Source organism: Ligilactobacillus sp. JN-6 (Y).1 (assembly GCF_058111525.1).
The window spans coordinates 2063093-2085889 of record NZ_CM176599.1 but is presented as its reverse complement, the minus strand read 5'-3'; the positions used below and the strand labels follow the sequence as shown (position 1 = coordinate 2085889).

The following is a 22797-nucleotide window of genomic DNA, read 5'->3' as shown; positions in this document are numbered from 1 at the left end:
ACGGTCAAACGATCGCGGTTCCACCCTATTTCCGGTTTACGCAACCGACTACTTTTAAATTCTGACTAAAGATCGCCACTCGAAGTACTGGTGATCTGCTTTCACTTTCCAGACTCGCTAAAACCAGTTAAATTCGATCAAATCTCATTCTCGCCAACGTTATTCGAATAGTTAAACAATAAGTCAGAAAGAAATATTTGTCAATAAAAAATTATAGTGCAGTTTTCAAAATATACTTATACGTAAAAAATGTCCAGTCGTTACCGACTGAACATCACTCGTGGAGACTTGTGCTCTTTGTGATTTTGTTGACAATTAGGGGGATGCCAACTTCAATTACTTTATCATAAAGATACTCAGGTAAACAATTGTGCAAAATACCTGAATCATTCTTGAGGATCTCTCAAAATTTGATCCCATTTGCCCATTTGGTCGATAAATTTTTTGGCTTTTACATAAACACCAACTTGATCGTTGTACAAAGTGTCAATAGTCTGACGTAAACACTTCTTAGTTTCATTTTTGACATTGACCGAACGTAATTGGTCAAGATCAATGGCAGAAAACTGTCTTAAATAATAAATTGTCCGCTGATCTAGATGCAGCCGATGAAGATCAAGATACCAATGTTTGCGACACAATAACCCACCATAACTTTCAGAAAAATCGAATGGGCCAGAAGTGCTGCTACAGACTACACAACTCTCCAAAAATGGTTTAACACCAAATTGATCTAGAAGTTGGATCTCAATGATATTGGTAATTATCGCGGGATCAAATCTTTGGTCGATCAAATTGATAGAAGTAGCGATCTTATTAAACCATCCACCAGGTAGAGGTTCGTCATTTCCAAATGCAGCCCCTGCCAGTCCGAAAATATACGACGCATAGGCATTTAACTCGATATCTGCATATATTTGTTGATACTGCTCCAGTTCTGACGTGCCATTGATGAACGAAAGACCGTGGTCATTAACGTTTCCGAAATACAGCCCATGCGAAAATGGCAAGATCGCTGAGGCTAGTTTGAAGCCCTTTTTTCGCGCGCCTCTAACAAAAAACGTTTTGATGCCAAACTTATCGGTCAAGATCTTAACCAACATATCCCGTTCTTTATAATCATTTCGTGAAACAACGATCCCTTGGAAGTCTATGCCTTGATGTTGAGCCAACTTAACCCCCCCTTTTCGTATCTTACACCTTTTAAGACTAACAAAAACAGATCTAAACCAGTAAAAGCTAGATCTGTTTAAGAGTTAATAATCATCTTGTTTGTACCCCAAAGACTGAAGGTCAGTTTTACGGTCTTTCCAATTCTCTTGAACTTTGACCCATAACTCCAAGTATACTTTATCTCCTAATAAAGTTTCGATATCTTTACGAGCTAAAGTACCGATCCTTTTCAGCATTTTGCCGCCTTTACCGATAATAATACCTTTTTGGCTGTTACGTTCAACGATGATCGAAGCAGAAACCTGGACCTTTTCTTCATCCTCTCGTTTAACGCGTTCAGTCACTACCGCGACAGAATGGGGGATCTCTTCACGTGTTAGTTGGTTAACTTTTTCTCTGACCAACTCGGAAATAATGAAGCGTTCAGGGTGATCCGTGATCTCATCTTCTGGGTAAAATTGCGGCCCTTCTGGCAAATCATTTACCAGATCATCAACTAACTCAAACACATTATTCCCCTTCAAAGCGGAAATCGGATAAACTTCTTGAAAATCTAATGTTTTTCTGTAATCGTCAACAATTGGCAAAATATCATTGGAATGGATCTGATCTATCTTATTGATCACTAAGTAGACCGGCTTTTTGACATTTTGTAATCGCTTGATGATGAAATCGTCACCTCTCCCACGTTTTTGTGTCGCGTTGACCATAAATAAAACTGCATCAACTTCATTTAACGTGGAGAGTGCAGAATCTACCATAAAATCCCCCAATTTACTTTGAGGTTTGTGTATACCAGGAGTATCAATGAAAATAATTTGCGAATCATCAGTAGTATAGATCCCCTGGATCTTATTACGGGTAGTCTGTGGTTTATCGCTCATAATAGCAATTTTTTGTCCGATCACATGATTAAGAAAAGTTGATTTACCGACATTTGGACGACCGATGATCGCAACAAAGCCAGAGTGAAAAGTGTTTGTCATTATATTTTCCTTTCTTTGTTAAGAAGAATTTAGCACGAGTGAAATTTAAAAAAACAAGTGCCAGAATTTTGGTAATAAAATCATAGCTGCCGTGAAAATAGCATAAAAAGAAGAGAGTAAAACGGCCCCCGCGGCAATATCCTTTGCTTTTTTAGCAGACGAATAGTGTTTTGCACCACATACCAAATCAACAATGTTTTCGATCACTGTATTCCACGCCTCACTGGCCAAAACCAAAAAAACAGCCAGTAACAAGCTGCGCCATTCATTATTAGTTACCCGCAACAAAAAACCCGCAATAACGACAAGCACTCCTGCCCAACAGTCGAAGCGAAAATTCCGTTCATTTTGATAAACAGTCCGTAGGCCTTCACTGGCATGTTTTAAAGACTGCAAAAAACTATGATTTTTCCATTTTGTGGTAAATCTTCTTTTATCTTTTGAGGCCATAGGCATCTAAAATCTTTCTTTGTAAGCCAAACATCTCTTTTTCATCTTCAGATTTCATATGATCGTAACCATTTAAATGCAAAAAACCATGAACGACTAGAAATCCTAATTCTCTTTTTTCAGAATGTCCCAAATATGCTGCTTGCTCTTTTACCTTTTCGAGTGAAACAAAAATGTCCCCAATATTTTTAGGAATGTCAAAATCAAAATCGTCGCTAAAAATTATTGGGCCTTCTTCACCGTCATCTTCTTCGATCGCAAAGCTGATCACATCCGTCGCCTTGTCAACTCCACGATATTTTTTATTGATAGCGTGGATCCTATCGTTATCAACGATCGTCACAGACATCTCAGTGTTATCGGGTAAGTTGATATAATTTCCCGCATAATTTAGCAACTCAGCGATCATTGTCAACCATTCTTGTGATACTGCTTTTGTCTCATCAAAAATCTCTAGATCCATATATTTAATAATCCTCTTTTTCTGTATAATTGTTACGGCAATTTATTGTCAACATCTTCATAAGCAGCAATGATCTCTGAAACTACTGGATGACGGACGACTTCATTACCGGAAAATTGAATAAACTTGATGTGCGGTAATCCCTGCAAAATTTTACTAGCATCGATCAAACCACTTTGTTGATGTCCTTTTGGTAAATCGATTTGACTGACATCACCGTTCACGATCATCTTGGAACCAAACCCCAAACGTGTCAAAAACATTTTCATTTGTGCCCGTGTCGAGTTTTGTGCTTCATCAAGGATCACAAACGCATTATCCAATGTCCGTCCACGCATATATGCCAATGGTGCGATCTCTATGACACCACGTTCTATCAATCTTTCAGTATGCTCAGAGCCTAAAATTGCGTACAGCGCATCATAGATCGGACGCAAATATGGATCGACCTTTTCCTTGAGATCACCCGGCAAAAATCCAAGTGATTCACCAGCTTCAACCGCTGGCCTAGTTAAAATCAACCTTTCAACTTGTTTCTTCTTAAGAGCAGCGATCGCCATCACAACCGCAAGAAAGGTCTTACCAGTTCCGGCCGGTCCAATACCAAAAACAAGGTCGTTGTTTTTGATCGCTTGGACATATTTACGTTGACCAAAATTTTTAACACGCACAGGACGACCATTATTATCTTTGATCAAGGTTTCTTTATATAGATCTTGAAAATAAGTTAAGGTCCCATTTTGCGCCATTTTTATCGCGGAAAGGACGTCACTTTCGGAAATACCAACACCCTGTTCAACTAGTTTTTTAAGCTTTTGAATGATATCAATTGCTTGACTTGCCGCTTGCTGATCACCTTTGATCTTGAGTGCATCCCCCACAGGTCTGATATCTACACTGAGACCTTCTTCGATCAATTTTAGGTAACTGTCATTCACGCCAGACACGGCTGCCTGTACTTCCGGCTTGCCGACTCGCAGTTCTTTTTCAATTAATTGTTCCTCTGACAATTGAACGTCTCCTTTAAAATCGTAACTAGAATAACTTAAATATAGCTTATACCTTATTTTATTACAAGTATAGCTTGCTGAAAACGAAATTTTTAGTAACATAAAAAGAGTCCGACTTTGAATAGTCGAACTCCTTGATCTTTAATTTGAAAGTAACTCTTTAACAGTTGAGTTAACGAGCTTTCCATCAGCCTGCCCTTTTAGTTTGGGCATCACAGCACCCATGACTTTACCAAAATCACTTGGTGATTCCGCATGGACAGCTGCAATTGTCTCAGCGACGACTTGTTTAACTTCTTCTTCGCTAAGTTGAGCAGGCATATAGCTTTCAACGATTTTAATTTCGTTTTGCAACGTAGCAACTGTCTCTGGACGATCAGCAGCTTTGTACTCTGCCAAAGAATCCTTACGTTGTTTAAGCTCACGCGACAAAACTGCAACTTCTTCATCGGAAGTCAAATCATGACCCAAGTTGATTTTTTCATTTGTCGCAGCAGCCTTCAGCAACCGGATAGTGCTTAATTTTTCCTTATCCTTTGCCTTCATCGCTGCTACCATATCTTTTTGCAGAGTCTCTAACAAACTCAAACCATCTGCCCCCTTAGGACTTTAGAAACGACGTTTGTTTTTACGTTTTCTAGCTGCTTCAGATTTTTTCTTACGCTTAACACTTGGCTTCTCATAGAATTCACGTTTCCGATATTCTTGCAATGTACCTGTTTTGGAAACGGTACGTTTGAAGCGACGAAGAGCGTCATCAAGAGATTCGTTTTTACGAACGACTGTCTTTGACATGATGTTTTCCCTCCCTCCGAGCTTAAAGTGTAACCGTATAAAATTGCATATCAAAACACAAACTTACCAGTTCTTTATTATTATACTTGAAATGTCAAATTAAGTTAGAAATAACATAGCTGTTTATCTGTGATGTTTTCCATGAATACCTCAATTGGTGTTTTATAATTTAATGATTTTCTTGGAATATGATTACGCCGGCTACTGACTTGTTGAACTAAAGCATTTGGTAAATTGCGAAAATCCATGCTCTTGTTGAGACCATCTCGTCTAATTAGTCCATTATTATTTTCGTTTAAGCCACGCTGGTTAGGAGCCCCAACTTCGGCAAAATAAGTACTAATATCATGCTTATTTGCGATTTCTTTCCAACCAGTGAATTCTTTACCATTATCAAAAGTAATTGACTTGAAAAGGTGTTTTGGCTGTTGGGACAACCATTGATTAAGATGTTTGTTAACGCATTCAGCCGATTTTTGTTGGATGTTTAAAATGATTTCAACTTTGGAGAGACGCTCAACTAAGGTCATAACTGCACCTTGATGTGCTTTGCCTTGGACGGTGTCTGCTTCTAAATGACCAAATTCATGTTGAAAATGAGGATAATCCTGATAGCGTTGATAAATACTTCTGCCGAGTCGGCCAGCTTTACCACGCCGTTCAACGTAACCATTTGGATGCCTTTTACCTTTCATTGGCAACAATTTCACATTGAAAACACCTCTTTGAAAAAGTCGGTATAAGGTTCTCATACTACAACTGATCTGTATCTCAGCTCGACCAATAATCGTATCAGGGGTCCAACCTAATGCGAGTTTCTGCTTAATGTATTTGGTTTCATCTTCTGGTAATTCAATTGCTTTTCGACCGCAATGAGTTTTATTAACTCGATGATTTTCTTGAAATTGACTAATTGAATTACCAGCATCTAGAAACCGGTAAACACGATAAACGGTTTCGCTGGAACGTTTAAGAGCTTTAGCGGCATGATAGGCTTTAATATCTTGTTTCCAAAAATTATATATAAAGGTTAATTCACGTGTGGTAAGATGTTTATAAGTCATTTGTGGTTACCTCTCTTTTGATTAGGGATATTCAAAAGTCTACCACAAATGGCTTTTTTATTTCTAACTTAATTTTACAAACGACGATACATAAACTTAAAATACCAGTCAATATATTATTAAAACCTAATTACAAATTTTCAAATTATTATGACTTCTTAGTTTACTGAAAGTACTTTTCCTTGAAAAGAAAATGTCACTTAAGATATTAGCGGTTTTATTCGGTTTACTTAGCATGTATAATTATTGGCAAGAAGTATTACTGTAAAATTTAGCAATAAGCACTAGCAAGTGATCATATTTATTAAGGGGGAAGTTACATGTCAGACAACGAAAAAATAAATATATTTGTGATCTCTGATTCAATTGGCGAAACTGCCTATAATTTAGTTCAGGCAGCAACAGTCCAATTTCCTGAGGTTAATTTTAACATTCAACAATACCCACTAGTTAGAACATCATCTTTGCTGAGTGGTATCCTTAAACGGGCCAAACGTGTAAATGCAATTATTGTCCACACCTTGGTTTTAAAAAAACTATCTGAACAAATCGAGACGTTTTGCCAGGAAAACTATCTCCAATGTTTAGGAGCCTTAGATGACTTGTTACAAATGTTAACAGACAAGAGTCATGTTGCTCCTCGTTTAGAAGCGGGTATGAACCGCCATACAGACCAAGATTACTTTAAGCGGATCGAATGTATGGAATTTGCGGTCACCTATGACGATGGCAAGGATCCAAGCGGTTTTACTCAAGCAGATATTGTTTTACTAGGGGGTTCACGGACTTCTAAAACGCCATTGTCCTTATATTTAGCTAATAAGGGCTATAAAGTAGCCAATCTTCCTTTGGTTCCAAAAACTAAAATACCCGCAGAATTATACGAGATCGATCAGCGTAGGATTTTTGGATTAACTAATGATCCAGAAATTTTAAACTCAATTCGCCGTCAAAGAATGGTGGCATATGGATTAGACCCTGATTCACATTATTCTGATCTCGATAATATCAATAGTGAGCTGAATTTTTCTCAAGATCTTTACCGCCAATTAGGTTGCTTAGTTATTAACACTGCCAACAAATCCATTGAAGAAACAGCTACTTTGATTATGGAAAGTTTGAACGACCACCAAGATCCTACCGAATAATTTTTAAGTATTAAAAACAAGCCTTAACATCCTCGACTTTACTTTGTGTGAAGACAGGTGTTAAAGCTCGTTTTTTTATTTCTGCACTATTCCTTGATTCTGTGAGATCAACTCTTTTAACTGAGGTTCAAATTTTCCCTCTTGCAGCATTTTGATCTCATAGCCATAAGGTGCAAATTTATGCTTTTTATCAGGACCAACAAAAGGTGTTTCTAAAATCTTAGGGATCCCTTTCAATTGTGGATGATGAACTACATTATTTAATGCAAGAAAGCCGATCTTTCCGCAGCCGATATTCTCATGGCGATCCTTATGTGCACCACGCTCATTTGTAGAATCATTGACATGAACAACCTTTAGTCTGTCTAATCCGATCACTTGATCAAATTCTTTCAAAACGCCAGAAAAATTATGTTTGATATCATAACCTGCATCATTGGTATGACAAGTATCAAGTGTCACCGACAAGCGGTCATTCATTTGACTTCGATCGATAATTTTCGCCAACTCTTCGAAAGTCTTGCCAACTTCTGTTCCCTTTCCTGCCATCGTCTCTAATGCTATCTGCACATCATCTTCTGGTAAAATTGCCTCGTCTAAACCCTTAGCAATACTCTTGATCGCAGCATCAGCACCGGCACCAACATGACTACCAGGATGTAAGGTGATCTGCTTGGCACCTAATGCTGCTGCTCTTTTGATCTCATCTCGTAAAAATTGGACCGCAAAATCGAACTTTTCTGGTTTAGTGGTATTTCCCAGATTGACTATATAGGGAGCATGAACAACAATATTTGAGATCCCTTGCTCTTTCATATATTGGTGAGCAGCGGGGATATTCATTTGACTAATTTCTTTACGTCTAGTATTTTGCGGAGCACCTGTATAGATCATGAATGTATTAGCCCCATAACTGACAGCTTGTTTTGCAGACCCTAATAACATTTCTTGCCCGCGCATATTAACATGACACCCTAATAACATAATAAGCCTCCTTACATAACCGTAAAATATGATCCACAAATATTTAATTTCCGAAGAAATAGTTTTTTAACACATGAGATACGGCGTTACCATCATTTGCCTTATTCCATAGATAATTAAAAACACTAAAATCAGCTGACGTTAAAGAGAGCGGAACTTCTAAAAGTTTTTGCAAGTCGCGAGCATTAGAAACAAGCGGACCCGGGATCCATTCGTTAAAATCTTTTTGGATACCAACTACCTGGGCATATTTTTCGAAATCATAACAATAAAAGATCAGCTGTTGTGCGTTTTCTAAGAGAGTATAGTCAAATATCACAGAAGAATAATCTGTTACCAAACGTTGACTTACCAATAATAAATCATCAGTAGTAAAGTCATCGATCCAGACAACATGGGGTAAATGCTGCTCTTTTAATTGAGCAGTAGCTGCTTTCAAATGTGGATGCAATTTTATTAGCATAACTTGCTTATCATTTAAAGCTGATAACATCGCAACAAAATCTTGCGGTAAAGTGAAATACGTTTCACCAGCAGCAGTTTCACGGTAGGTAGGTGCATATAAGATCACTTCTTTTTTCTCTAACTCGGGATGTTGAGATAATATTTGTTTTCTCCTTTGCGCTTTTTTTTCATTTGCAAACCAAAAGTCTGTACGGGGATAACCTAAAACTTTCATCTTCTCCCCTGGTTGATGATAACTGTTGCAAAAGACTTCACCCATCTTATCAGAACCGACTATAAAATCATCAAATTGGTCATAGACTTTTTGAAAACGTCTTTTAGCACTGGCTGATCTCTCTTTTGTCCTTGGTTCCTCCCAGCCAAAAGTTTTAACAGCTCCATTAGCGTGCCATATTTGAACGATCCGTGTTCGCTGATGGTCAAATTTACAGCCACCTAAAAAGGCATAATAATTATCTGCAAAAATCAATTTGGCTTGAACCACGTTTTTCAGTTGATGTAACAAGAAATGGAAGTCATCTGAAAACTCAATACATTCAATATCGTGATCTTGTAATTTCTGCACACTGGTAGTGCAATTTTCACGGTAAAGTACAAGCAACTTATCTCCTGGTTCTTGTTCAACTCGCTGAGCCAAATGAACAATAAAATCTTCGTTACCAGAAAAACTCATTAGGTAAACAACTTGTCCCGAGTTGTTTTTGAAAAATAACCTTGAACAAAACGATACCAGCCACAAATAAATAGTTTTTAACATTTATTAAGAACACATCTCCGATCTAAAGGTCCGGTTCATAAAAATGACCCATAATATGCACATCTTCAGCGATACTAACAAAAGCATGGGGATCAGCTTCGTGCATAGCACGTTGTAACTCAGGTTGTTCATAACGCGAGATAACGGTAAATAAAATCGTCTTCGCATCGTGTTTGTATGCACCTTCAGCCCCATGAACGATGGTAACCCCACGTCTTAATCTATTTTGTATAGACTCGATCACACTGTTTGGGGACGAAGTTACGATCATGACCTGCATCTTTTTTTGTCGTGTGTAAACCATATCCATTACTTTAGCGTTAACGAACAAACCTAAAGCGGAATAAAATGCGTAGGGCCACCCAAACATAAAGCCTGCTGCCACAACAATGAAGCCATTAAATACCATGTTGATCGTACCGATGGACTTACCGGTATGTTTCTTGATCACAAGCCCTAAAATGTCTAAACCACCTGTCGAAATACCATTTTTTAAGGCCAGTCCTGTGCCAAATCCGTTCACAGCTCCACCGAAGATCGCACAGATAATCGGGTCACTTGTTAAATTTATGGGATGCATTACCTTGATCATGATACTAGAAAAAATAACAGCCAAAAACGTAAAAATACTGAAGCGATGGCCGATCTGTTTCCAAGCTATACCAAATAAAGGAACGTTTAAAGCAAATAGCCAAAACGCTGTTGTTAATGGGATCGAATTATTTTTACTAATGGTCGCTAGTAATTGGGCTAACCCCGTGATCCCGGACGAATAGATATGTCCCGGTGTCCAAAAAAAATTCATTGCCACCGAAACTATTATTCCGTACATAAAAGCAGTTGATGCCCTCATAACATAGGCATGCCTTTTCCATATCCGCTGCAGCTCATCCATTTACTTGTGTTTCCCCTTTTGCTTATTTATTGGCTATTCCATTCTTCTAAATATAACACTTTAATTATAACAATCTAGTATAAAAATTACCAAGCCATCTCCTGTCTTGCTTTATTTTGCTCTGTTTTCAACTGTTGCTAAATGTAAAAAAACCTGCCTTAAATCGCCAAAGCAGGCTTAATAAAAATTATTCTTCGGACTTATTGACCTTTGCATCAACTGGGAGCTCTGGCTTGAGGTATAATTCAGCCAGTTGCTTATCCGAAACAAAACTTGGAGCATTAGTCAGTGGTTCTGATGCCTTAGAATTCTTTGGATAGGCGATAACTTCGCGAATGTTATCTTTACCAGCTAACAACATCGCAAAACGATCCAAACCTAACGCTAAACCACCATGTGGTGGGAAACCATAATCAAGAGCTTCCATGAACCAACCAAACTGTTCTTCAGCTTTTTCTTTAGTAAAATCTAATGCTTTAAACATTTGCTCTTGAATATCACGGCGGTGGATACGGATCGACCCGCCACCTAACTCATAACCATTCAACACAATGTCATAACTTTGTGCGTGACATTTATGCGGGTCAGTTTTTAATAATTCAAGATCCTCCTCATTTGGCATTGTAAATGGATGATGAGCTGCAATATACCGACCAAAATCTTCACTATATTCGAACAAAGGCCAATCCACTACCCAAATAAAGGCAAAAGCCGATTCATTGATCATATCCATTTCCTTGGCGATCGATGTACGCAAGTAACCCAATGAGTCGGCAACGACTTGACGTTTATCAGCAACAAATAAGATCAAGTCGCCTTCTTTTGCTTCAGCCGCATTCATGATACTATCCGCTTTATTTTTGAAAAATTTAGCGATCGGCCCTTGCAGACCATCAGCAGTGACTTTGACCCAAGCCAAACCCTTCGCACCGAAGCGTTTGATATAATCTTGTTTACCATCGATTTGCTTACGTGAATATTTATCTGCTCCACCAGGAACGGCGATCGCTTTGACTTGGCCACCGCTTTCTAAAACTGAATCGAAAACTTTGAAGCCTGCCCCCTTAACTACTTCAGACATATCATGCAATTCCATAGCAAAGCGAATATCAGGTTTATCTGAACCAAATCGGTCCATTGCTTCGTTCCACGTGATCCGAGGGATCGGAGTCTTGAGCTCAAAAGCGACTGCTTCTTTCATAACAGCCTTCAAGAGTCCTTCTGTCATTTCTTGAATTTCTTCGGCAGTCATGAAGGACATTTCAAGGTCGATCTGAGTAAATTCAGGTTGCCGATCTCCACGAAGGTCTTCGTCTCGAAAACAACGCGCAATTTGATAATAGCGATCAAATCCAGCACCCATCAGTAATTGTTTAAACAATTGTGGTGACTGCGGTAATGCATAAAAATGACCTGGATAAACACGTGATGGCACTAAGTAATCACGAGCTCCTTCTGGTGTAGATTTAGTCAAGTAAGGTGTCTCAATATCCACAAATTCGTTGCTATCCAAATAACGATGGACCGCCTGAGTGATCCGATTTCTGATCAATAAGCCGCGCTGCATTTCAGGGCGACGTAGATCAAGATAACGATATTTCAACCGCAGATCGTCAGAGGCATTAATGTCATCTTGAATGTAAAATGGCGGGGTTTTAGCTTTATTCAAAATATTGACCTGATGAACTTCAACTTCGATCTTACCAGTTTTCATATCTGGATTAATCGCTCCATCTGCACGAGGCACAACTTTTCCCACCGCTTCGATCACAAATTCATTACGCAAGGTATCTGCAGCAGCTAAAGCATCAGTATCGAATTCCTGGCTAAACACAAGCTGAACGATCCCCTTGCGGTCCCTAAGATCGATAAAAATCAAGTTTCCAAGGTCCCTTCTTTTTTGAACCCATCCTTTTAAAACAACTTCCTTGCCTAAATACGACTCATCTACTGAGCCTGCGTACGTTGTTCTTTTCATAGCTAATTAGTTCTCCTTTTCATCTAAATCTTGCCTAGCTTTGCCAAAGTTAGTATAAATTTGGCGCAAGGACACTGATTCTTGGTGACCATCTTTCATATTCTTCAAATTAGCTTTTTGCTCCTCTAATTCTTCTTGTCCAATGGTCAAAGTATAAGCAGCATTTGCCTTACTTGCTGCTTTAAATTGTCCTTTAGGTTTTTTATTCAAATAATCACGTTCGGCACTAAAGCCTTGCTGTCTCAATGACTGTACCAGCTTCAAAGTTTCGAGATCTGCTTGTTCGCCGATACCGACTACATAGACGTCAAGATCGCTTTGTTCATTTAATTCGATCCCTTCGGCTTCCAAGATCAACAATAAACGTTCGACCCCTAACCCAAAACCGATGCCAGATGTATCTGGACCGCCTAACTGTTCAACCAAGCCATTATAACGACCACCTGCACAAACAGTGGTCCACTTACCTCCAAACGCCTTGGAATCGGACATGACTTCAAAAATAGTATGGTTATAATAATCGAGACCACGGACCATATTTGAATCTATTTCATACGGGATCTTAAGGGCTTCCAAGTAGCGTTTAACTGATGCAAAATGTTTGCTTGCTTCAGGCGTTAAATAATCTAAGATCGATGGCGCGTCTGCGACTATTTTTTTATCATTATCATCCTTACTGTCCAGCACACGTAGCGGATTTTTATGCAATCTTTCCTGTGAATCTGCAGACAGCTCTGCTTCATGCGGCTCCAAAAAATCGATCAGCGCTTGCCGATAATTTTGCCGTGATTCATTATCTCCCAAAGTGTTCAAACTCAATTTCAAACTATGCAGACCTACACTATTTAGCAAGGCCATTGCGAGTGAGATAACTTCTACATCTAAAGCAGCTGCATCTGCACCAAAGGCCTCGACTCCGATTTGATGGAACTGACGTAACCTGCCAGATTGAGGACGTTCATATCTAAACATTGGGCCCATATAAAAAGTTTTAAAAGGCTTTTGTACTTCGGGACCATATAATTTATTTTCTACATAAGCCCTAACGATGCCGGCTGTTCCTTCAGGCCGTAAAGTAATATGGCGATCACCTTTATCATAAAAATCATACATTTCTTTAGTAACAATGTCCGAAGTTTCACCAGATGTTCGGGAAAAAACGTCAAAACTTTCAAATATAGGTGTCCGCATTTCTTGATAACGGTATTTCTTAAAGACTTCACGAGCTCTGCTTTCGATTGCTGCCCATTTTCGCGCTTCATTTGGCAAAATATCCGCCGTGCCTTTTGGACGTTGATATTTCATAATACTCCTCCTCATTATAAAACCAAGTATCGCAGTTGATTTACCTTTGACCAATATGCCATTTTATTACAGTGTGAAATTATGTTTTTGACACATTTTTTCAGAAACAATGCATCGAAAACATATATTAATAATTAATCTCACTAAAAAAGCCCTTGCCAAGTTATTTACTTGAACAAGGGCGCAGTTATGCACGGTACCACCTTAATTTATTACTTTGCAATAACGCTGCACACGGTATGTTACCATACACCTTAAAAGTGTCTTCATTTATTGGACTTGACGGACATCTCAGCTAGCGTCCGTTCTCTGACAAGTTCTTCAAAAATTACTAGTCTTCATCAACGGCTTTTTTTTTATTGTACAAACAATAATAAGTAAAATCAAGATATTTCCTTAATTTTCCGGTGAAACCAATTAAAGTCTCCTGGTGTAAAATGAAATAATCAAAAAATTCGTCAGCTTTTTCTGAAAAAAACTATGAAGTCTTGTATAATTATATCTGTGCAAATAATGAACAGGTAACTAAGTGGATGGTGGAACTGATGCAAGAAAATAATCACGGGCAACGTATCCCATTAAATAAAATCATTTTGGCTTTAATTATTTTAACTCTAGTTGGGGTATTATTTTATCGCACAACAGCTTACTTTAAGCAAGTTGAGATTCAAACAACTCAGGCCTTTATCAGAAAGGGCCCAGGAATAGAATATAAAGATAAAACCTCTTTAGAAAAAGGCACAAGGTTAAAGGTCATCAAAGCAAAATATCACTGGTTGTATGTTAAAACAGATGATAATAAATTTGGTTGGGTCGCAGATTGGGTAGTTTCGTCCGCTTATAAAAATCCGATCACTTCTATATCAAATGCGACGATAGTCCTTGATCCCGGACACGGTGGCGGAGATTCCGGCGCCGTGTCAAACTCCAATAAAGATGAGAAGAAATATACTTTACGTTATGCAAAACAGGCTGCTAGAAAATTGCGTGCAAAAGGTGCAAAAGTTTATCTGACTCGCGACAACGATTCAACTGTCGGCTTAAACGAACGTCCACTGCTAGCTGAGCAAGTCCATGCAGATGCTTTCATCAGCTTTCATTTTGATTCTGCTCCAAAGAAAAACATTGCATCTGGTTACACGACTTATTACTATAATAAAAACTCTCTCAAGCTAGCAAATGTGGTGAACCAACAATTTAGTCAGCTTGGCTTAGACAATCGCGGGGTAGATGTTGGTGACTTTCTAGTTATTCGAGACAATACTCGCCCTGCAATTTTGCTTGAAATGGGCTACATTAACTCTGAGCGCGATTTTGACAGGATAACAGCGCGCAGCTATGAAAATAAAACTACTAGTCAGATAGTCGACGGTTTGACCAAGTATTTTCACCGCGACGAAAAATAAGGACTTTCGCACTGGATGCGCAAAGCCCTTTTTTATCAAAAAATTTTTTCTACTGCCCAACGTATTTGTTTAACTCTTTTAATGAATGCACTTTAAGTTCGGCATTGACCTTTTGTTCAGTCATCAACCCGTCTGGGTCAAACAATGCCCCCGCAATTCTGGCATTATGCCCGGCTTCGATATCTAAACTACGATCACCAACCATGACCGCAGTTGAACGCTCGATCGCAAATTTATCTAACAAATAATTCAACGAGAGCGGGTCAGGCTTGCGTGGGAAACTGTCTTGTCCAGTAACACTTCCAGAAATAAATTGAGTTAAATTACCACGTTCTAATAGTTCAATGGCTCCACTTGACCGATGAGTTAGTAAAAAGTTTTGTCCGCCTGCATCGGTGACTTGTTTTAGTATCTCTGTTGCGCCAGCAAACTTTTTAACTTTTGAAAAATAATTGCTTTCACTGACTTCATACTTCCCTTTGATCTCAGCAAGTTTCGCTAAAGAAACATCATATTTTTCTTGATGGTATTTAAAAGTTTGCCCCAATGATCCTACGCGCATCATGCGATAAGCCTCAGCTTGAGAAACACAATAGCCCTCATCACCCCACGCTTCGTAATAAGCCAGCGGCATAATTTGATAGGTGTCATACAGTGTGCCGTCAAAATCCCAGAAAAAATTTTGGTATCGCATTAGATTTTCTCCTTCACATAAAAATTTGAATTCACGGTTTGATCCAATCAACGGCAACATTCATTGCCAAACGACAAGCATTCGTTTTATCTAATTTGTTCTTCAATACAAAATCATGAATAGTCCCTTGAACTCTAATTTGAGCAGACTTAACGTGAGCATCACGGATCTTTCTAGCAAGTGACTCTCCTTCATCACGTACAACATCAGCTTCTGCGGTAATGATCAAAGTCTCAGGCAATAATGCTATCTCGGCTTGTGGTGCTAATAAAGGTGACGATAATTTTTTTCTACTATCCAAATCAGGGCCTAGATATTGATCCCAAGCCCATTTCATTTGTTCTCGCGTTAAATAATAGCCACCAGCAAAACTAACGTATGAGAAAGTATCAAAATTATAGTTGACGATCGGATAAAATAAAAACATTTTATAAATATTAAGCTCTTGTACTTCTTTTTGAAGGCCCAAAGAAACCGCTAGACCGCCGCCAGTGTCGTCACCACCTATAATTAACCGCTCAAGATCCAACCCATATTTCTTCGCAAGCTCCGGCAACTTCTTAAAAACAGCCAATAATTGCTTTTGTTGTATTGGAACATGAGACTCAGGAGCCAAACTATATTCAGGAAAAATTAAACAAACTCGACTTCTTGCAGTCAATTCGCTCACTAACTTATGGTAACTAAGTTCATCCCCAGAGATGAATTGCCCTCCATGAATATAAAAGACAACTGGTAAACGTTCACCTGGTTTAACATCGACGGGAAAAAGAAGATGTACTTTGACTTGTCCAAGTTCGGAACCGAGATCAAAAGTTTCGCACGCGACATTGGTTGGGTGTACATAAACTGGTGACTTTTGTTCAAGGGCCAGTCTTTTCCTGATCACATTGATCGTGATCGTAGTTGGAACAAAAACTTTTTCACTAGCACGTTCACAAATTTCACGGGCTTCCGGTTCTAAAGAAATTAAAGCCATAATATTACTCCTTTACCTTGAATTCTGTTCTTTTCAACAGGCCATTATTATTAACCGACACTTTGTTCAAATTTCAGCAGTGTCATAAATAATTGTGACGGGGCCATCATTTTGTAAATTAACTTGCATATCAGCTCCAAAAACTCCTGTCTCGACTGTCAAACCAAGATCACGCAAACATTCATTGAACAGTTCATAGTTTTTGCTGGCAATATCTGGATCCTGTGCTTTTGAAAAACCCGGTCGGTTTCCCTTTCTTGTATCTGCATATAATGTAAATTGCGAAACGGATAAAACGCTGCCGCCGACCTGAGATAGACTTTGATTCATTTTCCCCTCAGAATCGCTAAAGACTCGCAGTTTAGCAATCTTATTGGCACAATAGTCAATTTCCTTTTGTCCATCACCCTTGGTAAAACCAACCAACAAAACAAGTCCTTGGCTGATTTGACCAATAACTTTTTCGTTGATCTCAACTTGAGCATTCTTACTTCTTTGCACGACTACTCGCAAAAATAACATTCCCTTCAAAACATTTTTAATGGATCACTCTTTTAACAACATACACATCTGGGACCCGCTTAATATTATCGATCAAGCGTTCCAATTCAGTATTATTGCGGACTCCTACTGTAATGCTGATAATCGCCATTTTATTATTGTCGACCCTACCATTTACCGAATTCAAGTTTTTAGTTGAGTTATTGACCATTTGCAAGATGTCATTTAAAAGTCCAGAACGCTTATAACCTTCGATCTCTAAGTCTGTATCATAAAATGGATGTTCTTCAGGAATATTGTTCCAAGACACATCGATCAATCTTGTCCCGTTCTTCTCTTCATTTTTCACATTTGGGCAATCGACCCGATGCACTGAAACACCGCGGCCCTTAGTAATATACCCAACAATATCATCTCCGGGCACCGGATTACAACAGTGACTTAAACGGACCAACATATTGTCGATCCCTGCAATAACCACGCTGTCTTCCTTACTAGTAGATTTCTTTGATTTAGGGTTACTCTTATTTTCATTATTGATCGACTTGTGTTCTTCAAGCAGCTCTTTTTCTTGCTGCTGACGCTTCTTTTCTTCCTGTTCCTGCCTAATATTTTCAACTAAGACGTTTACCACACCGATCGGAGTCAGTTCCCCGAAACCGAGCGCCGCATAAAGATCATCAGCTGTTTTAAAATGTTTTTTTCCTAAAACACGTTCGATATTTTTATCATTTAGGACCTCATGCGGATCAAAACCTGCATCGACTAGTGCATCTTGCAAGATGTCACGTCCAGTCTCAATATTTTCATCCCGGTCTCGCTGCTTAAAGAAACGCCTAATTTTATTTCGCGCCTTATTAGTATGAACTAAGTCAAGCCAATCCTGGCTTGGACCTGCAGAATTTTGAGAAGTCAAAATATCAACAATGTCACCATTTTTAATTTGATAGTTTAGTGGTACGATCTTACCGTTGACTTTAGCACCGGTGGTATGGTTTCCGATCTCTGTATGGATCGAATAAGCCATATCAAGTGGGACCGAACCTTTAGGAAGCTCAAGTACATCGCCTTTTGGTGTAAAGACGTATACCCTATCAGAAAAAAGATCGCCCTTGACACTTTCCATAAAATCACTGGCATCTTCTGACTCATTTTGAAATTCTAAGATTTCCTTGAAAAAATTTAGTTTATCGCCAGTATCTGTTGAATTAACTGCATCTTTTTTGCCTTCTTTATATGCCCAATGAGCAGCAATACCATATTCAGCGACTTGATGCATTTCTTCCGTACGGATCTGAACCTCAAAAGGCCGGCCTGCTGGGCCTAAAACAGTTGTATGCAATGATTGATACATATTTGCCTTTGGCATCGCAATGTAATCTTTAAAACGGCCTGGCATTGGCTTCCATCGCGTGTGGATAGCACCTAAAACAGCGTAACAATCTTTAATAGATTCGACTACCACACGAATAGCGATCAGATCATAGATCTGTTCAAACTGTTTATGCTGATCCCGCATTTTACGGTAGATCGAATAAATGTGCTTAGGACGGCCGTATATTTCACAGTTTAAGTCTAGATCAGCGATAGCTTTTTTGATTTGTTCGATCACTTGATCAATATACTTTACTCGTTCAGTTCGCTTAGAATTCATCAGATGCACTATGCGATAATATTGTTGCGGATTCAAGTATCTTAAAGATGTATCTTCTAATTCCCATTTTATGGTACTAATACCTAAACGATCAGCCAATGGAGCATAGATCTCCAGTGTTTCATTGGCTATCCGCCGTTGTTTGTCTGAACGCAAGTGACTAAGAGTTCTCATGTTATGCAAACGGTCCGCCAATTTAACGATGATCACCCGCAGATCTTGTGACATAGCCAACAACAATTTACGATGGTTTTCGGCCTGAGCTTCCTGGTGGGAAATATACTTGATCTTGCTGAGCTTGGTCACGCCATCCACAATAATTTGAACATCTTTACCAAAAAGCTCACCGACATCACCCAAAGTGACCTCGGTATCTTCGACAACATCGTGCAAGAAGCCCGCACAAACAGTAGCTGGGTCCATTTTTAAATCTGCCAAGATCCCAGCTACTTGGATCGGATGAATAATATAAGGTTCTCCTGATTTTCTAACTTGTTCTTTATGAACATACGTCGCAAAAACACATGCTTTTTGAACCAGAGCAACATGTTCTTGATTCATATAGTCCCGACACATAGCGAGCACGTCTTCTGCGCTCCAAATTGTTTCTTTTTCCATAATTATTCACCCCAAAATAAACTTATAAAATAAAGAACGCTTAAAAGTTAAAGTTCATTATAACTAGCAGTTCTATTACCAAATCAGCTAGCAGAAAAATGTTTTTAAGCCCGCAAATTAATAACTTTTTTTAAAATAAAAGCACGTATGTCTACTAATGATAAACAAACGTGCAACTACTCTCAATCTTTGGTGATCCCATAGGAAAGATAAGTTAAACAAAGATAGACCAGCGTAAAATATAACGCATAACTATCAAAGAAATATCTGTATCCAATTAAATACAACAATGGAAAAATTAAAAGTACAAGCCATGAAGACCCCTTAGCTCCAGCGTAGAGACCTAAGATGATCGCATAAACCACATTCGTACCTAATAAAATAAATCCCAGCTTCATAATATCATTCAAGTCCAACGTTGTGCCAATAATTGGAATGATAAACGAAAAAACTGCTCCAAACGCCACACACCAAAGTGTTTTCATTGTAAAAAGTCCTTTGACATTCATAAAAGACACCGCTTTTCAAAATTTGTTAGTTAGTATTTTACTCTAATTCTAATTTAAAAGAAAGTGCAGCCAACAGATATAAAGGCGCGGTTTCTGCCCGCATTATCCGCGGCCCTAAACCGATAGTCGACACGTTTTGCTGATTTAAAAATGTGATCTCTTGCTTTGAAAATCCACCTTCGGGGCCGAAAAAAGCAGCTAGCGCTAGCTGTCTACTATTCCCACAAGCTTTGATTTTGCTGTGAATATTTTGCAAAATAAGCGCTAATTGTCCAGTTTCACCCTGTTTAGCAGATTCCTCATATGCCACAACTCGGTAATCCTCCGCAGAAATATTTTGCATAACGTCATCCAAATCTTTGGCAAACAAAACCTCAGGGATCTGCGTCCTGTGAGACTGTTCTGAAGCTCCTTGAGAGATTTTTTGCAGTCGCAATAATTTTTTAGCAGCTTTCTTTTCATTCCACTGGGCCACAGATCTCTCAGCATTATAAAAAATAAATCTCGCTGCTCCAAGTTCTGTCCCCTTTTGAACGATCTTTTCTGTTTTATCACCTTTAGAGATCCCACAAACAATGGTAACTTGAAGAGGCAACTCAGGATCATCGTCAAGATGCCCCACACTTTTACCACGTGCACTATCATTTTCCACAGAGATCAACTCAACAACTTTGACCTGTTGATCAGGACCAACGACTTCAAATTGATCTGCAACTTTGTTGCGCATAACATCAACAGCATGATGGAATACCTCATCAGTTAATACAAATTCTTCGTCAGTGATATTTTCTTTTACAAAATAACGTTGCATATTAGTCTCCTACTACTTATTCATCTTGTGGTATGGTAGCAATAATTCCATACCAGTCTTTCATATTTAATATTTCTTCGATCAAAAAACCATTAGCTTTTAAGGTTTCCTTGATCAAAGATAATTTATCTTCAATGATACCTGACAGTATCAATGTCCCACTTGGACTTAAATGCTGCGCAGCTTGGGGAACAAGCGGTACGATGATCTCGGCCAAAATATTTGCGACTATTAGTTCTACCTTACCAGATACTCCGTCCAGTAAACTATTCTTCTTTAAGTTGATCCCAGTGGCGACTGCATTAAAAACAAAATTTTCTTCGGCCGCTTTGATAGATTCATCATCAACATCATAGGCATCAATTTGATCCACACCTAGGTATTTAGCAGCTATACTCAGAACTCCTGAGCCTGTCCCCACATCGATCATCTTTTCTTGACCAGTCACCGCCGCTTCCAAAGCATGTAAAGCAAGGATCGTTGTTGGATGTGTTCCTGTCCCAAATGACTTTCCAGGATCCAAATAAATCACCTTCGTCATGTCATCGAATTTCTCACCATCTTCCCAACTAGGCGCGATGGCTAAATGACGACTGATCCGGCGTGAATGATAATATTTTTTCCACTCATTAGACCACTGACTGTCATCTAAAGTCTCGGAACCGACCTGATATGTACCAGGATCTAAGCCATATTCTTTCAAGCCCTCAAGAAAATGCTGCACTTTTTTAGTAAGCGGCGCAATTACTTCTTCATCTGTAAAATAAGTTGATAAAAGAACCTTTTCTGCGGTGAGACTGTCATCGACTTCAATACCGCCAGCGCCATTTTCCAGCAAATAATTACTGACCGCTTCTTGTGTTTGAATCGTGCAACGAACATAAAATTTTGTCCATTTCAAACTATATTCTCCCTTTCACTATCAATTAGATCCCATTTTAATATATTTGCTTACCTCAACCATTTTACAGGAATATCATTACTTTTGCACAAACAACTGCTAGCTTTTCTCTTGACCCAATATAAACGAAAAACGGTAAAACACAATAATATTTACACAAATACTGCAAAATTAATTGCAAGCCTCTTTTTTTTGCTACACTTAAATGTAAGAACAGTTATTTTAACAATATGAGGAGTGGATCAGATGGCAAAATATAAAATGATCTTGGATCTAGATACAGGGATCGATGATGCTTTAGCAATCGCTTACGCTTTGGCTACACCTGAGGTCGACCTGATCGGTATAATCGGTTCATACGGTAATGTAGTTACTTCACGAGGGGTACAAAATAGTCTCGACCTTTTAGAATTATTGGGGCATCCAGAAGTACCCGTTTACATGGGAGCCGATCATTCTTCAACTACGGAACATTTTGAAGTGATGCCTGTTAGTGCACAGATCCATGGTGTCAACGGCGTTGGAGAAGTTTCTTTGAAACAAGCTGACAGGAAAGTAGAAAATGGTTCAGGCATTGATTTTCTCATCTCAGCTGCACATCAATACAAAAAAGATTTGATACTAGTTCCGACTGGGCCATTGACCAATCTAGCCGCAGCGTTAAACAAAGACCCCGAAATTTCAAATCTGATAGGCAAAGTTTCTTTAATGGGTGGGGCACTGACTGTTCCAGGTAATGTAACTCCAGTGACTGAGGCTAATATCAATCAAGATCCAGAAGCTGCCGACCGAGTTTTTCGGAGTTCGCTCCCATTAACCATGGTTGGCCTCGATGTTACTACGCGGACTCTCTTAACTATCAAAGAAACGCAGCAATGGCGTGATCTAGAAACTGTTGCTGGCGAAAAATATGCTGATATCGTCGACTTCTACATTGACGCATACAAAGTAACCAGTCCCCACTTAGGAGGTTGTGCCTTGCACGATCCATTGGCAGTCGCCGTTGCGGTTGAGCCTGACCTAGTGTCAACTATCTATCTAAATATGAAAGTTGACACCCAAGAACAATATGCTGGTCGAACTATTGGTGATGAGACAAGGATCAATGATCCCGCTACTCAAACACAAGTTGCGCTCAACGTAGACAAAGATCGGTTTGTCCAAGAATTTATGACGAAATTGACGACACTATTCAAAAATAATTAGTTAAATAAAGCAGGTGGCTGGATGATTTGGAAGTATGTTGGAATT

23 protein-coding genes and 1 other annotated feature are annotated in these 22797 nt (G+C 38.9%); of the genes, 3 read left to right on the top strand and 20 right to left on the bottom strand.

All coding sequences use genetic code 11. The features are described 5' to 3' along the window. Window positions 1-386: 386 nt before the first annotated feature. From recO to AC3XNE_RS09690, 8 genes are all read right to left on the bottom strand, one after another. A complete protein-coding gene (gene recO, locus AC3XNE_RS09725) occupies window positions 387-1172 on the bottom strand; it encodes a DNA repair protein RecO (protein WP_489831871.1) in 786 nt (261 codons plus the stop codon). A gap of 84 nt (window positions 1173-1256) precedes the next feature. Continuing rightward, window positions 1257-2159: a GTPase Era gene (gene era / locus AC3XNE_RS09720; protein ID WP_489831870.1), complete on the bottom strand. Its 903-nt coding sequence runs from the start codon at window positions 2157-2159 to the stop codon at window positions 1257-1259. Window positions 2160-2204: 45 nt separating this feature from the next. Beyond that, window positions 2205-2555: a diacylglycerol kinase family protein gene (locus AC3XNE_RS09715; RefSeq protein ID WP_489831869.1), complete on the bottom strand. Its 351-nt coding sequence runs from the start codon at window positions 2553-2555 to the stop codon at window positions 2205-2207. A 37-nt stretch (window positions 2556-2592) separates the two neighbouring features. Next, window positions 2593-3072: an rRNA maturation RNase YbeY gene (ybeY, locus tag AC3XNE_RS09710; protein ID WP_489831868.1), complete on the bottom strand. Its 480-nt coding sequence runs from the start codon at window positions 3070-3072 to the stop codon at window positions 2593-2595. Window positions 3073-3104: 32 nt separating this feature from the next. After that, the gene (locus tag AC3XNE_RS09705; protein ID WP_489831867.1) at window positions 3105-4082 is read right to left on the bottom strand and encodes a PhoH family protein; all 978 of its coding nucleotides are present in this window, start codon (window positions 4080-4082) and stop codon (window positions 3105-3107) included. A 141-nt stretch (window positions 4083-4223) separates the two neighbouring features. Continuing rightward, window positions 4224-4670, bottom strand: coding sequence for a GatB/YqeY domain-containing protein (locus tag AC3XNE_RS09700; protein WP_489831866.1), 447 nt, complete (start codon window positions 4668-4670; stop codon window positions 4224-4226). Window positions 4671-4691: 21 nt separating this feature from the next. Continuing rightward, a complete protein-coding gene (gene rpsU / locus AC3XNE_RS09695) occupies window positions 4692-4877 on the bottom strand; it encodes a 30S ribosomal protein S21 (protein ID WP_003690207.1) in 186 nt (61 codons plus the stop codon). Between the two features lie 104 nt (window positions 4878-4981). Beyond that, complete coding sequence (locus tag AC3XNE_RS09690; protein ID WP_010500073.1) at window positions 4982-5941, bottom strand: IS30 family transposase; 960 nt, start codon at window positions 5939-5941, stop codon at window positions 4982-4984. A 320-nt stretch (window positions 5942-6261) separates the two neighbouring features. Between AC3XNE_RS09690 and AC3XNE_RS09685 the strand changes: the two genes are divergently transcribed. Further along, the gene (locus tag AC3XNE_RS09685; protein ID WP_489831865.1) at window positions 6262-7089 is read left to right on the top strand and encodes a pyruvate, water dikinase regulatory protein; all 828 of its coding nucleotides are present in this window, start codon (window positions 6262-6264) and stop codon (window positions 7087-7089) included. 75 nt (window positions 7090-7164) lie between these two features. On the opposite strand, the gene AC3XNE_RS09680 is transcribed toward AC3XNE_RS09685, so the two are convergent. The 5 genes from AC3XNE_RS09680 to hisS form a co-directional block, all read right to left on the bottom strand. Beyond that, window positions 7165-8073 carry a deoxyribonuclease IV gene (locus AC3XNE_RS09680; protein ID WP_489831864.1) on the bottom strand — a complete coding sequence of 303 codons (909 nt, stop codon included), beginning with the start codon at window positions 8071-8073 and terminating at the stop codon, window positions 7165-7167. A 43-nt stretch (window positions 8074-8116) separates the two neighbouring features. Continuing rightward, on the bottom strand, window positions 8117-9211 hold the full coding sequence (locus AC3XNE_RS09675; protein ID WP_489831863.1) for a CDP-glycerol glycerophosphotransferase family protein: 1095 nt from the start codon (window positions 9209-9211) through the stop codon (window positions 8117-8119). Between the two features lie 106 nt (window positions 9212-9317). Further along, window positions 9318-10190 (bottom strand): YitT family protein, encoded by an 873-nt coding sequence (locus AC3XNE_RS09670; protein ID WP_489831862.1) that lies wholly within the window; start codon window positions 10188-10190, stop codon window positions 9318-9320. Between the two features lie 187 nt (window positions 10191-10377). Beyond that, a complete protein-coding gene (aspS, locus tag AC3XNE_RS09665) occupies window positions 10378-12168 on the bottom strand; it encodes an aspartate--tRNA ligase (protein WP_489831861.1) in 1791 nt (596 codons plus the stop codon). Window positions 12169-12174: 6 nt separating this feature from the next. Continuing rightward, a complete protein-coding gene (gene hisS, locus AC3XNE_RS09660; protein WP_489831860.1) occupies window positions 12175-13473 on the bottom strand; it encodes a histidine--tRNA ligase in 1299 nt (432 codons plus the stop codon). A 174-nt stretch (window positions 13474-13647) separates the two neighbouring features. Beyond that, window positions 13648-13827, bottom strand: a binding site (T-box leader). 191 nt (window positions 13828-14018) lie between these two features. Between hisS and AC3XNE_RS09655 the strand changes: the two genes are divergently transcribed. Continuing rightward, window positions 14019-14879 (top strand): N-acetylmuramoyl-L-alanine amidase family protein, encoded by an 861-nt coding sequence (locus AC3XNE_RS09655; protein ID WP_489831859.1) that lies wholly within the window; start codon window positions 14019-14021, stop codon window positions 14877-14879. Window positions 14880-14928: 49 nt separating this feature from the next. Here AC3XNE_RS09655 and AC3XNE_RS09650 read toward each other — a convergent pair whose 3' ends face one another. From AC3XNE_RS09650 to prmA, 7 genes are all read right to left on the bottom strand, one after another. After that, complete coding sequence (locus AC3XNE_RS09650) at window positions 14929-15573, bottom strand: HAD-IA family hydrolase (protein WP_489831858.1); 645 nt, start codon at window positions 15571-15573, stop codon at window positions 14929-14931. Window positions 15574-15604: 31 nt separating this feature from the next. Beyond that, window positions 15605-16552 carry an alpha/beta hydrolase fold domain-containing protein gene (locus AC3XNE_RS09645; RefSeq protein ID WP_489831857.1) on the bottom strand — a complete coding sequence of 316 codons (948 nt, stop codon included), beginning with the start codon at window positions 16550-16552 and terminating at the stop codon, window positions 15605-15607. A 66-nt stretch (window positions 16553-16618) separates the two neighbouring features. Further along, complete coding sequence (dtd, locus tag AC3XNE_RS09640; RefSeq protein ID WP_489831856.1) at window positions 16619-17065, bottom strand: D-aminoacyl-tRNA deacylase; 447 nt, start codon at window positions 17063-17065, stop codon at window positions 16619-16621. 25 nt (window positions 17066-17090) lie between these two features. Next, window positions 17091-19325: a RelA/SpoT family protein gene (locus AC3XNE_RS09635; protein WP_489831855.1), complete on the bottom strand. Its 2235-nt coding sequence runs from the start codon at window positions 19323-19325 to the stop codon at window positions 17091-17093. Between the two features lie 182 nt (window positions 19326-19507). Continuing rightward, window positions 19508-19810, bottom strand: a complete 303-nt coding sequence (locus AC3XNE_RS09630; protein ID WP_489831854.1) for a hypothetical protein — start codon at window positions 19808-19810, stop codon at window positions 19508-19510. 61 nt (window positions 19811-19871) lie between these two features. Further along, window positions 19872-20645 carry a 16S rRNA (uracil(1498)-N(3))-methyltransferase gene (locus tag AC3XNE_RS09625; RefSeq protein WP_489831853.1) on the bottom strand — a complete coding sequence of 258 codons (774 nt, stop codon included), beginning with the start codon at window positions 20643-20645 and terminating at the stop codon, window positions 19872-19874. 16 nt (window positions 20646-20661) lie between these two features. Further along, window positions 20662-21546, bottom strand: coding sequence for a 50S ribosomal protein L11 methyltransferase (gene prmA / locus AC3XNE_RS09620; RefSeq protein ID WP_489831852.1), 885 nt, complete (start codon window positions 21544-21546; stop codon window positions 20662-20664). Between the two features lie 246 nt (window positions 21547-21792). Between prmA and AC3XNE_RS09615 the strand changes: the two genes are divergently transcribed. Beyond that, window positions 21793-22752, top strand: a complete 960-nt coding sequence (locus tag AC3XNE_RS09615; protein WP_489831851.1) for a nucleoside hydrolase — start codon at window positions 21793-21795, stop codon at window positions 22750-22752. Window positions 22753-22797: the final 45 nt, after the last annotated feature.